Origin of the sequence: Pseudomonas sp. (assembly GCF_035497915.1) — a bacterium.
GTDB lineage: Bacteria > Pseudomonadota > Gammaproteobacteria > Pseudomonadales > Pseudomonadaceae > Serpens.
On the sequence record NZ_DATJCS010000038.1, the window covers coordinates 41897 to 54804 of the forward strand.

The following is a 12908-nucleotide window of genomic DNA, read 5'->3' on the forward strand; positions in this document are numbered from 1 at the left end:
CCCCGCTACCCTGCCCAGACCGCAATCCGTCGCGAATCCCGCCATGCGCCTGCAACGCCGCCTGGACAACCTGCCGGTCGGCCGCAAACTGCTCGCCGCCCTGCTGGTGCTGCTGGCCACCGTGCTGCTGGTGGCCAACCTGACCTTCATCAGCGCCGCCTACTGGATCTCCCAGCAAAGCGTCACGCCGCAGGCCATGCACACCCTCGGCCAGCTGGTAGCCACGCCCGCCCTGAGCCAGCAGGCGCTCGGCTCGCCGCAGGCCGCCGCCGAGCTGCTGGACCTGCTGCAGACCTACCAGCCGCTGCGCGCCGCCGCGCTGTTCGATGGGCAGGGCCGCCGCCTGGCGCAGTTCGGCGAGGACGACACCCTGCAATTGCCCAAGCACCTGGCCCAGCTGCAGGCCTGGCGCAGCGGCGAATTTCGCACCCACCAACTGACCGAGCTGCCCCAACCGCCCGGTCCGCCGGGACACCTGCTGCTGGTGGCCACTGGCGAACTGCCGGGCGCGTTCTGGACCGGCACGCTGAGCGCCAGCGCAGTGATCCTCGCCCTCAGCCTGCTGCTCTGGCTGCTGATCGATCGCCAGGTGCGCCGCCTGGTGACCCGGCCGCTGCGGGAACTGGAGGAACTGGCGCGCCAGGTGACCCGCCAGGAGAACTACGCCCTGCGCGCCCCCCCCGGCAACCGCGACGAGCTGGGCAGCCTGGCGGAAGCCTTCAACACCATGCTGTCGCGCATGCAGGCCCGCGAGCAGCAGCTCAAGCGCACCCGCGACGAGGCCCGCGAGGCGTTCGATCGCGCGCACTCGCTGGCCGAGGAAACCCGCCATTCCAACCGCCAGCTGGAGCTGGAAGTGCAGGTGCGCGGCAAGATCGAGCGCCAGCTGACCGGTTTCCAGAACTACCTGAACAGCATCATCGACTCGATGCCCTCGGCGCTGATCGCCCTCGACCAGGACCTGTTCGTCACCCAGTGGAACAAGGAAGCCGCGCGCCTGTCCGGCACCAGCCTGGAGCAGGCGCTCAACCAGCCGGTGCTGCTGGCCTTCCCGCAGCTCAAGCCCTACCTGACGCAGCTGCAGGAGGCCGTCGACCAGCACCGGGTGGAGCGCATCGAGCGAGTCGCCTGGCCGCAGGGCGACGAGCTGCGCCACTACACGCTGACGGTCTATCCGCTGGCCGGCGGCGCCGGACGCGGCGTGGTGATCCGCATCGACGACATCACCCAGCGCCTGGCGCTGGAAGAGGCCATGGTGCAGTCGGAGAAGATGCTCTCGGTGGGCGGCCTGGCCGCCGGCATGGCCCACGAGATCAACAACCCGCTGGGCGCAATCCTGCACAACGTGCAGAACATCCGCCGGCGACTGTCCGCCGAGCTGGAGCGCAACCGCCAGCAGGCCGAGGCCTGCGGGGTCGATCTGGAAGCGGTCACCCGTTACCTCGATGCGCGGGAAATCCCTCGACTGCTGGATGGCATCCAGGGGGCCGGCAGCCGCGCCTCGCGCATCGTCAGCCACATGCTCAGCTTCAGCCGGCGCAGCAATCGCGAAATGGCGCTGGCCTCGTTGCCGCAGTTGATCGACCAGGCTGTGGAGATCGCCGGCAACGATTTCGACCTCAGCGAAGGTTTCGACTTCAAGGGCCTGCGCATCGAGCGCGATTTCGACACCGAACTGGGCAAGGTGCCTTGCATTGCCAACGAACTGGAGCAGGTGCTGCTCAACCTGCTGAAGAATGCCGCCCAGGCCATTCACCCGCGCGACGACGGCCGCATCCTGATACGCACCCGCCTGAGCCCCCCCTGGGCGGAAATCCAGGTCGAGGATAACGGCATGGGTATGCCCGAGGCGGTGCGCAAGCGCATCTTCGAGCCGTTCTTCACCACCAAGGAAGTCGGCGAAGGCACCGGCCTGGGCCTGTCCGTTTCCTACTTCATCATCACCAACAACCACAAGGGCCAGATGGAGGTCGCCTCCATGCCCGGCCAGGGCACGCAGTTCACCCTGCGCCTGCCGCTGGCCGAACCGCCCACCAGCTCGGGACTTTGATCCATATGGGATACCGCTTGTCGAAGATCTACACCCGCACCGGCGACGCCGGCCTGACCGGCCTGGCCGATGGCCGGCGGGTGCCCAAGGACCACCCACGCATCGAGGCGATGGGCGAGGTGGACAGCCTCAACAGCCTGCTGGGCGTGCTGCTGGCCGAGCTGGACGAGGCGCAGGAGCGTCATCCCGGTCTCGGTGAGCTGAGCGAGGTGCTCGCGCCCTGCCAGCACCGCCTGTTCGATCTGGGCGGCGAGCTGGCGATGCCCGAATACCAGGCATTGGCGGCTGCCGAGATCGCCCGCCTGGAGGACGCCATCGACCGCTGGAACGAGGAGGTCGGCCCGCTGGAAAACTTCATCCTGCCCGGCGGCTCACGGCTGATCGCCCAGGCCCACCTGTGCCGCAGCGCGGCGCGGGCGGCCGAGCGCCGCTGCCAGACCCTGAACGGCGAGGAAGCCCTGCGCGGCGAGCTGCTGGCCTATCTCAACCGCCTGTCGGACCTGCTGTTCGTCGCCGCGCGGTTGATCGCGCGGCGCCAGGGCATCGCCGAGGTGCTCTGGCAGGCGGCGCCCAAGCCGGAAAGCTGATTTCCGAAGCTGCGCAACCTACCGGACCGATGGAACCTGTAGGAGCCGCGACTGCATTTCGTGCAGGCCGCACCCGGTCGCGGCTAAAGCCCCCTCCTACAAAATCAGGCCATCCGCTTCGCATAAAAAGGCCGACATCGCTGTCGGCCTTTTTGCACATCACCCCGAAGGGTCAGTCGCGCACGTTCTGGTACATCATCAGCCGCGCGCTTTCGTACAGGCCGCGAGTCAGGTTCAGCAGGCGCTCGAACTCCTCCGGATGCTGTTGCGCCACGTCCTCAAGGGGCGTTGGCGAGGCCAAATCGTGCAGCGTCGGCTGGCTGCCGTCGTGGTTCATCTGCAACAGGTAGTCCCGGGTGATGCCGCCGATGATCGGGAAGGTGCCGGTGCGCAGCATGATCGGCACCACCCGCTCGCCTTCCGGCGTCGGCTGCTGCACATCGCGCCCCATGGTGCCGCTCTGGAATTCCACGCCGAGCATGCCGAGCACGGTGGGCAGCACGTCGGACAGGCCGACCGCCTCCTCGATGACCCGCGGCGACAGGTACTTGGGCGCGTGGATCAGCAGCGGCACATGGTTGCTCTCAATGCCCAGCTTTTCGAAGGCCGGCGGCATGTGCGGCAACTGGGTGATGCGCGTGTTGTGGTCGCCGAACATCACGAAGATGGTGTCGTCGTACCAGCCCCCTGCCTTGGCGATCTCCATCAGCCGGCCGATGTTGAAGTCCAGCAGGCGAACGGCCTCGTACTGGGCCTTGACCACCGAACCGAACTCGCGCACTTCCGCTTCCGTGCGGTCGCTGATCTGGAAGCCGTCGTTGTCTTCGGGAATGGTGAAGGGACGATGGTTGCCGGCGGTCTGGATATAGGCGAAGAACGGCTTGTCCTTCGGCACCGCCTGCAGCAGCAGATCGGCTTCCTTGAACAGGCTGAGGTCGGAAATGCCCCACACATCCACATGCGGCGATTTCCAGAAGCTCTCTTCGTACAGGCGCACGCCATCGATGCTCTGGCGCACCAGGGCGTTCATGTTCGCCCAGCCGGCGTTGCCGCCGATCATGTAGAAGCGCTCGTAGTCTTTCAGGTCATTGATCAGCGTGTGCTGGTTGGGGATCAGCGGGTTGCGCGTGGCGGTTTCCTCGCGCGACACGTCCGGAATGCCGGTGATGCTGGCCCAGACGGTACGCGCGGTGCCCACCGCCGGCACGTAGAAGTGCTTGAAGGTCCAGCTCTGCTCGGCCAGGCGGTCGAGGTTCGGCGTCGGATTCAGCGGGTTGCCGTGGTGGCCCACCGCGCTGGCGCCGAGGGATTCGAGCATGACGAACACCACGTTGGGCTTGCGCTCGGCCTGGAAGGCGTAGGGCTGCGGACCTTGCACACGGCGCAGGTTGAGGCTCTGTTCGTCCGGTGCGTCGATGCCGAAGTACTGGGTCAGCAGCGGGTAGCTGCGACGCACCGCCTCCTCGTCATAGGGCGCCAGATTGACCCTGGAGGTGTCGTAGAGGAACAGCACCGGGTTCAGGCCCAGCGAGGCGATCTGGTTGTCGCCGGAGAAGAACGCATCGCTCCAGCGCAGCGGCACCGGGTTTTCCAGGTTGAGGTTCTCGAACCGGCCCAGCAGACCGAAGAACAGCGCCACCACCACCAGTGCGCCGCCCCATACCCGCGACCAGCGCTTGAGCACGCGGGCCGGGCGCGCCAGGGTGAAGCGCTCCAGGCGCACCAGCAGGACGGTCAGCAGGACGACGCAGACCAGCCAGCCGAGGGTGATCCACACCACCGGATAGGTCTGCCAGACCATGTCGGCGGAGATCTGCGCGTCCTTCAGGAAATTGAACACCGTGGCGTTGATGCGCACGCCCAGGTAGGCGTAGTGGCCGAAGTCGGTGATGTACACCAGCATCAGCACGGCCAGTGCCAGCGCCAGGTACACGCGCGGCAACCAGCGCAGCCAGGGCTGGCTGGCCAGGTTCCAGCGCGGCAGCCAGGCCAGCAGGGCCAGCGGCAGGGTCAGCAGGATGGCCAGGCGCAGGTCGAAGCGCAGGCCGATACCCAGTGTTTCGAGCACCGCCGCGTTGCCGGTCAGCGCGCCACTGTCCAGGCCGGAAAAGCCGAAGAAGAACACCATCCGCAGGACGGCGAACCACAGGAAGAGTATTGCCACGACGCCGAAACAGTACTGCAAACGGCGGGACTGCAGCCAATCCATCATTTCACCTCGGGTTGCACATTGAATCACCGGCCCGCATGGACCGGCCAGAAACAGCAAGGCCCTGCGCAGGCAGAGCCGTGGATTGCACGGCCGTCACGCCCGGGCGCGGCCACGCGATGACCAGAGCCGTCGGATGCCACTCACCAGCAGGGCGAGCCAGCAGTAGATGACGACGAAGGGGTCGAGCAGGTAATCCCAGTAGTTTTCCGACTCCAGCAGGCCCAGGCCGAACGCCAGAGTGGCCAGCGCCAGCATGCCCGTGGCCAGCCAGTGGCCAAGGTAAAGCAGCAGCAGGGCCACCAGGCCCAGCGCCACCAGCAGCGCGCGGGGGCCGAAGCCCAACTGGTAGCTGTCGAAGGCCCCCAGGCCCAGCGCGGCAGGGTAAAGGAACAGCCCCAGCGCGCCAAACAGAACCCGCAGAGTCACGCGCTGGTTGGCGGGCAACGGCTGCGCCAGGTCCAGGCGCACCAGCGCCGCCCAGCCCAGCGCCAGCAGGGTGACGATGGACACTTCCGGAGCCAGGGCGCGCGGATAGGCCACCAGGGTCAGCCCCTGCACCGGCACGAAGCCCAGCGCCAGCAAGCCGAGCAGCACGGCGCCCTGCATAGCCCGCGAGCGACCGCGCAGCGGCAGCAGCAGGAAGATCGCCAGTGCGAAGCACAGGTGCATGTTCCACAGAGCAAGCGTCACAGCTGTTCCTCCAGCCAGGCATCGTTGAAGCTCACGTGCTTGATCAACGAATGGTTCCACGAATAGACGAGGTGGTAACGGCCATCCGCGCCGCGAATCACGTACGGGTAGTCATAGGTGAAGGTGCACTTGCCCTTGGAGCAGACCCGGTGGTCGATGCTCGACAGGAAATCGTCGAGGCGCGCCTGGGCCTGGGCACCGTTGGAATTCAGGAAGTGCTCCGCGACGATCTGCCGGTAGCTGCTTTCCTCGATGGGGTCGCCCTCCTCGTCGGGCGACTCGTCCAGGTCCAGCAACGGCTTCCACTGCTGCAGTTGAGCGTCGGTGCCGTACAGGCTGAGGCGGAAACGGCCCTGTTTCAGGTCATTGAGCGCGACCAGCAGTCCGTGACGGGGCGTGGCGATGGCCGCCAGAGACGAGTCGGGATTGCTCGGTTCGAGCAGCATCGGTTCGCTCCAGGTGCGTCCGGCGTCCTCGGTGCGACTGGCCAGCACGCGGCGGTCTTCGCCCGAGTGGCGCAGCAGGGCGATGGCGCGCTGCCGGTCGAGCGGCACCACCGACGGCTGCAGGGAGAAGCGACCGTCGCTGATGCGCGACTTCGACAGCACCCGCCCCTCACGATCCAGGTGCAGGTACTCGCCGAACTTGCCGAGGAACTCGTGATAGACCGGCAGGCCGATGGAGCCATCGGCGTGCAGCACCGGAGCGCCACGCACCAGGGTGCTGATGTTCAGCAGCGGCGAGGTCACCAGCTGACGCGGCGTGGACCAGCTGCCACCCATGTCATCCGAATACACGGCATTGATCGAGCTGGCGGCCCAGCCACCAATGGACACCGACACGTAGAACATCCACAGGCGTTGATCGGGCGTGACCACCAGCACCGGGTTGCCCAGCTTGCGGACGAAGCGCTGCAGGCCCTGCTGGGTACCCTCGCGGGTGGCCAGGGTCACCTCCTCGCCCCAGGTGCCCGTACGGGCATCGAAACGCGCGCCGCGAATCTGCACATCCGCCGCGCCTTCGCGGGAACCGGCGAACCAGACGGTCAGCAGGTCGCCATTGGGCAGGGCGGTGATCGCCGAGGCGTGGGCGAAGTTCTTCAGGTTCGAGGAGGCGAAGCGCGACTCGAACACCGGCGCCTCGTTGGCCGGCAGCGGCAGCACCTGAACCTCGGGGAGCGCAAAGTCGGCGAGCTGCGGCGCGGGCCGGGCCTGCCAGGCGAACGCAAAGATCGCCGCCAGGCCGAGACCGCCCAGTAGCTGGGCAAGCCGCTTGGATTTCAGTTGATTCATGGCAGGTCCATCGAGCGAGACAATCCGGTCTCGGTGCGCGCCGTCAGACTTGACATCGTTGGCATTTTGGCGGCACCGGGCATCGGCTGCGCCGGATACAAGAATCAGGCCAGCGGCCAGAGTCCTCGTATGGCCGCGATGCCCTGCGCGCCGATCCCCTGCGCCTGGGGCAACCGCTCGAGGGTCAAACCGCCCAGCAGGTACACCGGGCAGGTGCAACGCTCGATCAGCCCCTCCGCCTGATGCCAGCCCAGCGGCTCGGCCTCGGGATGGCTGCGCGTGGGCAGAATCGGCGACAAGGTGACAAAATCCGCCCCCATCTGACCAGCCAGCGCCAATTCCTCGGCGCTGTGGCAGGAAGCAGCCAGCCAGCGCTCGCGAGGAAATGGCCGGCCCTTGGGCGCATAGCGGCGCAACTGCTCCGCGGTCAGATGCCAGCCCGCCGCCGGGAAATCGGCCAGCCATTCCAGGGGGCCCTTGAGCATCAGTTGCGCACGCCCGGCACAGAGGCCCTGCGCATCCAGCGCCAGATCCCGGTACTGGGGATCGAACAGCGCGGGCGCGCGCAGCTGGACCAAACGCACGCCCCGTTCGAGGGCCAACCGCATCCCGCGCAGCAGCTCATCCGGCGCCAGCCCGTCAGGCGTGATCAGATACTGCTGCGGCAGGCGCGCCGCCGCCACGATGGGACGATTGGCCGCCGGGAATTCGTATGCAGGCAGATCCTGCGGGCGCACCCAGGCCAGAGGCTGCCCTTCAGCGCCGTGGGGCTCGCCGTCGAAGGTGCTCACTTCCCAGACATCCAGCAGCACCTGCTTATCCGGATAATCGTGGTGGATGCGGATCAGCGGCCGGGCGGCACGAACCTGGATGCCCAGCTCCTCCTCCAGCTCACGGCCGAGCGCCGCCTCGGCCGTCTCGCCGGGCTCGATCTTGCCGCCGGGGAATTCCCACAGCCCACCCTGATGCTTGTCCAGCGGGCGCCGGGCGATCAGCACCCGGCCATCACCGCCGCGAATCACCGCGGCGGCCACTGCAATGCGTGTCACGTTCAGATCGTCTCCGTTTCCTGCAGCGCCGCCCGGTACCAGCGCTGGAAGGCCGGCCATTGATAGACGGTGGCGACATAGGCGGCCGCCTCGTCCGGCAGGCCCACCTGGTAGCTGTGAAAGCGCGCCGCCACCGGCGCGTAGAAGGCATCGGCCAGGCTGGCGTGGCCGAACAGGAACGGTCCGTCCGCGCCGAAGTGCTGGCGGCAGTGCTGCCACAGGGCGCAGACCCGCCGGATATCGACCTGGGCCTCGTCCGGAATGCGCTCCAGGGGCGCCTGGCGCTGGAGATCCATGGGCAGGTGCGTGCGCAGGGCGGCAAAGCCGCTGTGCATTTCGGCGCACACCGAACGAGCCACCGCCCGGGCGTACTCGCCACGCGGCCACAGATGGGCTTCCGGGAAGCATTCGGCCAGGTATTCGCCGATGGCCAGCGAATCCCAGACCGGACCGAGATCGGTGAGCAGCACCGGCACCCGGCCGCTGGGCGAATGCTCGCCAATGCGTTGCGCGGTATCCGGCCGACGCAGAGGAATGTGTCGTTCTTCGTAGGGTTCGCCGGTCAGCTCCAGGGCCAGCGCCGCGCGCAGCGACCAGGACGAGTAGTTCTTGTTGCCGATCACCAGGGTCAGGGACATGGAAGCACCTCACAATCGCCGGGAGGGTTGCTCGCCCCATCCCGGCGCAGAATGGGCACGGACTGACTCAGGCCGAGCCAGGGTGGCTCTCACCACCCTGCTCGTGTGCAGATCAGGTGCGGTATTCCGCGTTGATCTTCACGTACTCGTGGGACAGGTCGGTGGTCCAGATGGTCTCGCTGCAGGCACCACGACCCAGCTCGATGCGGATGGTGATTTCCTCGCGGGCCATCACCGCCGCGCCCTGGGCCTCGGTATAGGTCGCCGCGCGGCAGCCCTGGCTGGCGATGCAGACTTCGCCGAGGAACACATCGATCAGGCTTACGTCCAGGTTCGGCACGCCGGCATAACCGACGGCGGCGAGGATGCGCCCCCAGTTCGGGTCGGAGGCGAACAGCGCGGTCTTGATCAGCGGCGAGTGGGCCACGGCGTAGGCCACGTCCAGGCATTCCTGGTGGTTGGCGCCGCCGTTGACCTGCACGGTGACGAACTTGGTGGCGCCTTCACCGTCGCGCACGATGGCCTGGGCCACCTCCATGAACACCTCGCACACCGCCTGCTTGAGCTTGGCGAACAGCTCGCCGCTGGCCTCGGTGATTTCCGGCAGCTTGGCCTGGCCGGTGGCGATCAGCATGCAGCAGTCGTTGGTGGAGGTGTCACCGTCGATGGTGATGCGGTTGAACGACTTGTTCGCCGCGTCGCGCACCAGATCCTGCAGCACTGCGCGCGCCACCTTGGCGTCGGTGGCGATGTAGCCGAGCATGGTGGCCATGTTCGGACGGATCATGCCGGCGCCCTTGGAGATGCCGGTCACGGTGACAGTCACGCCGTCATGCTGGAACTGGCGGCTGGCGCCCTTGGGCAGGGTGTCGGTGGTCATGATGCCGGTGGCGGCCTCGGCCCAGTGGTCCTCGGCCAGGTCGTCCAGCGCGGCCTGCAGGGCCGCTTCGATCTTGGCCACCGGCAGCGGCTCGCCGATCACCCCGGTGGAGAATGGCAGCACGGCGCTTTCCGGCACGCCGGTCAGCGCGGCCAGCGCGGCGCAGGTGTGGCGGGCATTGGCCAGGCCGTCGGCACCGGTACCGGCGTTGGCGTTGCCGGTGTTGGTCAGCAGATAGCGCACGTCGCCAGCCAGACGCTCGCGGGTGATCAGCACGGGGGCCGCACAGAAGGCGTTGGTGGTGGTGACACCCGCCACGCGGGAACCCTCGGCGCAGCGCATGACCACCACATCCTTGCGCCCGACGCGCTTGATGCCGGCGGAGGCAATGCCGAGTTCGAAACCGGGGACCGGGTGCAGGGTGGGCAGAGGGCCAAGACCGACAGCCATGGAAGCGCTCCTAGATCAGATTGAATGACGCCGTAACGGGCGTTGCAGTGTAAGGAAAAACGCCGCGAGCGGAAGAACCGGTCGCGGCGCTGGTAGAACTCTGGACGGACCCTATTGGACCTGCCCGTGGCAGTGCTTGTATTTCTTGCCGGAGCCGCAAGGACAGGGCTCGTTGCGACCGATCTTCGGCTCGGTGCGCACCGCAGCCACGGCGGCCGCGCCGGCAGCTTCGCCTTCGGATTGCGGCGCATCCGGCTCCAGGGCGGGGGCGGCGGCATGCTGGAACTGCATGCGCTTGGCCAGCTCCTCGGCTTCACGGCGCAGGCGCGCTTCTTCCTCGGCCGGATCCTCGCGGCGCACCTGCACGTGGGACAGCACGCGGATGGTGTCGCGGCGGATGCTGTCGAGCAGCTCCTGGAACAGGTTGAAGGACTCGCGCTTGTATTCCTGCTTGGGGTTCTTCTGCGCGTAGCCGCGCAGGTGAATGCCGTGGCGCAGGTGGTCCATGGTGGACAGGTGGTCTTTCCACAGGTCGTCCAGTACGCGCAGCAGGATCTGCTTCTCGAAGGTGCGCAGCGCCTCGGCGCCGGCCAGCGCTTCCTTCTCGGCGTAGGCGGCCAGCAGGGCGTCGCGGATCTTCTCGCGCAGGCTTTCCTCGTGCAGGTGATCGTCCTCGTCGAGCCACTGCTGCAGCGGCAGATCGAGACCGAAGTCGCTGCGCAGGGTGGCTTCCAGACCCTTGATGTCCCACTGTTCGGGCAGCGACTGCGGCGGCAGGTGCTGGTTGATGGCGTTGCCCAGCACTTCGTCGCGGAATTCGGCGATGGTTTCGCCCACGTCTTCGGCGGCCAGCAGGCTGTTGCGCATGTGGTAGATCACCTTGCGCTGCTCGTTGGCCACGTCGTCGAATTCCAGCAACTGCTTGCGGATGTCGAAGTTGCGACCCTCGACCTTGCGCTGCGCCTTTTCGATGGCGTTGGTGACCATGCGGTGCTCGATGGCCTCGCCGGACTGCATGCCCAGCGCCTTCATGAAGTTCTTCACCCGGTCGGAGGCGAAGATGCGCATCAGGCCGTCTTCCAGCGACAGGTAGAAGCGGCTGGAGCCCGGGTCGCCCTGGCGACCGGCGCGGCCGCGCAGCTGGTTGTCGATGCGGCGGGACTCGTGACGCTCGGAGGCGATCACATGCAGGCCGCCAGCCTCGATCACCTGCTGGTGACGCTTCTGCCAGTCGCTCTTGATCTGCGCGATCTGCGCCTCGGTGGGGGTCTCCAGCGCGGCGACTTCCACTTCCCAGTTGCCGCCCAGCAGGATGTCGGTACCCCGGCCGGCCATGTTGGTGGCGATGGTCACCGCGCCGGGACGACCGGCCTGGGCGATGATCTCGGCTTCCTTGTCGTGGTACTTGGCGTTCAGCACGTTGTGGGCGATGCCGGCCTTGTTCAGCAGCTGGGAGACATATTCGGAGCTTTCGATCGAGGCGGTGCCGACCAGCACCGGCCGCCCCTTGGCCCGGCAGTCCGTGATGTCGGCGATGATCGCCTGGTACTTCTCTTCCTGGGTGAGATAGACCAGGTCGTTGTAATCGATCCGCGCGACGTCCTTGTTGGTGGGGATGACCACCACGGCCAGGCCGTAGATCTGCTGGAACTCGAACGCCTCGGTGTCGGCGGTGCCGGTCATGCCGGACAGCTTCTTGTACAGGCGGAAGTAGTTCTGGAAGGTGGTCGACGCCAGGGTCTGGCTTTCGGCCTGGATCTGCAGTCCTTCCTTCGCCTCGATGGCCTGGTGCAGGCCCTCGGAGAGGCGGCGGCCGGGCATGGTGCGGCCGGTGTGCTCGTCGATCAGCAGCACCTGGCCGTTCTGCACGATGTACTCGACATTGCGGTTGAATAGCGTGTGGGCGCGCAGGGCAGCGTACACATGGGTGAGCAGCGACAGGTTGTGCGCCGAGTAGAGGCTTTCGCCCTCGGCTAGCAGGCCAGCGCCGGTGAGCATGTCCTCGACGAACTGGTGGCCTTCCTCGTTGAGTTCGACCTGACGGGTCTTTTCATCGATACGGTAATGGCCCTGCTGGGTGACGACCCCTTCCTCTTCCTCGATATGGCGCTTGAGCTGCGGGATCAGCTGGTTGATCTGCTGGTACAGGCGCGAGCTGTCCTCGGCCTGACCGGAGATGATCAGCGGCGTGCGCGCCTCGTCGATGAGGATGGAGTCGACTTCGTCGATCACCGCGAAATTCAGCTCGCGCTGGAACTTGTCCTCCAGGCTGAAGGCCATGTTGTCGCGCAGGTAGTCGAAACCGAATTCGTTGTTGGTGCCGTAGGTGATGTCGGCGGCATAGGCGGCGCGCTTCTCCTCCGGCGGCTGGAAGGGCGTGACCACGCCGACACTCAGGCCGAGGAATTCATACAGCGGGCGCATCCAGTTGGCGTCGCGACGCGCCAGGTAGTCGTTGACGGTGACCACATGCACGCCCTTGCCTTCCAGGGCGTTGAGGTACACGGCCAGGGTCGCCACCAGGGTCTTGCCCTCGCCGGTGCGCATTTCGGCAATGCGGCCTTCGTGCAGGGTCATGCCGCCAATCAACTGGACATCGAAATGGCGCATCCCCATGACGCGCTTGCCGGCCTCGCGGGCCACGGCAAAGGCTTCGGGCAGCAATTGATCGAGTGTCTCACCCTTGGCCAGCCGCTCGCGGAACTCCGCGGTCTTGGCGCGCAGCTGCTCATCGGAAAGCGCCAGCATCTGCTCTTCGAGCGCATTGACGGCTTTCACCGTCTTGAGCATGCGTTTGACTTCCCGCTCGTTCTTGCTGCCAAAGAGTTTTTTCAGGAGAGGCGCAAACATATCGACTGGTTCTTCCAAACATTTGAATGGAGGGCGACCAGGCAGCCGCCCGCGCAACCTGCGGCTGCGCACGAAGAGGGCATTCTACTCGGAATCGGGAATCAGGAAAGCGACCTTGTCCAGCTTGTTCGCCAGGCCGGTGAATCCCGGGAGAAGAGGGTGAAATTCCGACAGAAACGCGAATAACGCACTGACAACCCGTCGAGGCGG

9 protein-coding genes are annotated in these 12908 nt (G+C 66.6%); 2 read left to right on the top strand and 7 right to left on the bottom strand.

Translation table 11 applies throughout. The features are described 5' to 3' along the window. Nucleotides 1-43 precede the first annotated feature (43 nt). Together VL129_RS11805 and VL129_RS11810 are read left to right on the top strand one after the other, a co-directional pair. Complete coding sequence (locus VL129_RS11805) at nucleotides 44-2050, top strand: ATP-binding protein (RefSeq protein WP_325413015.1); 2007 nt, start codon at nucleotides 44-46, stop codon at nucleotides 2048-2050. Nucleotides 2051-2055: 5 nt separating this feature from the next. Further along, complete coding sequence (locus VL129_RS11810; protein ID WP_325413016.1) at nucleotides 2056-2637, top strand: cob(I)yrinic acid a,c-diamide adenosyltransferase; 582 nt, start codon at nucleotides 2056-2058, stop codon at nucleotides 2635-2637. Nucleotides 2638-2809: 172 nt separating this feature from the next. Here the strand turns inward: VL129_RS11810 and VL129_RS11815 are convergent, their stop codons facing one another. The 7 genes from VL129_RS11815 to secA form a co-directional block, all read right to left on the bottom strand. Beyond that, entirely contained in the window at nucleotides 2810-4846 is a 2037-nt protein-coding gene (locus tag VL129_RS11815; protein ID WP_325413042.1) for an LTA synthase family protein, read from the bottom strand. A 96-nt stretch (nucleotides 4847-4942) separates the two neighbouring features. Further along, nucleotides 4943-5539, bottom strand: coding sequence for a hypothetical protein (locus tag VL129_RS11820; RefSeq protein ID WP_325413017.1), 597 nt, complete (start codon nucleotides 5537-5539; stop codon nucleotides 4943-4945). Then, nucleotides 5536-6831, bottom strand: a complete 1296-nt coding sequence (locus tag VL129_RS11825; protein ID WP_325413018.1) for a sialidase family protein — start codon at nucleotides 6829-6831, stop codon at nucleotides 5536-5538. The genes VL129_RS11820 and VL129_RS11825 overlap by 4 nt, the downstream gene beginning before the upstream one ends. A 104-nt stretch (nucleotides 6832-6935) precedes the next feature. Then, a complete protein-coding gene (locus tag VL129_RS11830; protein WP_325413019.1) occupies nucleotides 6936-7880 on the bottom strand; it encodes a Nudix family hydrolase in 945 nt (314 codons plus the stop codon). A gap of 2 nt (nucleotides 7881-7882) precedes the next feature. Then, complete coding sequence (locus VL129_RS11835) at nucleotides 7883-8518, bottom strand: glutathione S-transferase family protein (RefSeq protein WP_325413020.1); 636 nt, start codon at nucleotides 8516-8518, stop codon at nucleotides 7883-7885. A gap of 112 nt (nucleotides 8519-8630) precedes the next feature. Further along, nucleotides 8631-9848 carry a bifunctional glutamate N-acetyltransferase/amino-acid acetyltransferase ArgJ gene (gene argJ, locus VL129_RS11840; RefSeq protein WP_325413021.1) on the bottom strand — a complete coding sequence of 406 codons (1218 nt, stop codon included), beginning with the start codon at nucleotides 9846-9848 and terminating at the stop codon, nucleotides 8631-8633. 111 nt (nucleotides 9849-9959) lie between these two features. After that, nucleotides 9960-12698 (bottom strand): preprotein translocase subunit SecA, encoded by a 2739-nt coding sequence (secA, locus tag VL129_RS11845; protein WP_325413022.1) that lies wholly within the window; start codon nucleotides 12696-12698, stop codon nucleotides 9960-9962. Nucleotides 12699-12908 lie beyond the last annotated feature (210 nt).

What these genes read in the sequence shown, in the direction of transcription:
- VL129_RS11805 (WP_325413015.1), top strand. Translation starts at nt 44, where the DNA reads ATGCGCCTGCAACGCCGCCTGGACAACCTGCCGGTCGGCCGCAAACTG.
- VL129_RS11810 (WP_325413016.1), top strand. Translation starts at nt 2,056, where the DNA reads ATGGGATACCGCTTGTCGAAGATCTACACCCGCACCGGCGACGCCGGC.
- secA (WP_325413022.1), bottom strand. Translation starts at nt 12,698, where the DNA reads ATGTTTGCGCCTCTCCTGAAAAAACTCTTTGGCAGCAAGAACGAGCGG.
- argJ (WP_325413021.1), bottom strand. Translation starts at nt 9,848, where the DNA reads ATGGCTGTCGGTCTTGGCCCTCTGCCCACCCTGCACCCGGTCCCCGGT.
- VL129_RS11825 (WP_325413018.1), bottom strand. Translation starts at nt 6,831, where the DNA reads ATGAATCAACTGAAATCCAAGCGGCTTGCCCAGCTACTGGGCGGTCTC.
- VL129_RS11815 (WP_325413042.1), bottom strand. Translation starts at nt 4,846, where the DNA reads ATGGATTGGCTGCAGTCCCGCCGTTTGCAGTACTGTTTCGGCGTCGTG.
- VL129_RS11835 (WP_325413020.1), bottom strand. Translation starts at nt 8,518, where the DNA reads ATGTCCCTGACCCTGGTGATCGGCAACAAGAACTACTCGTCCTGGTCG.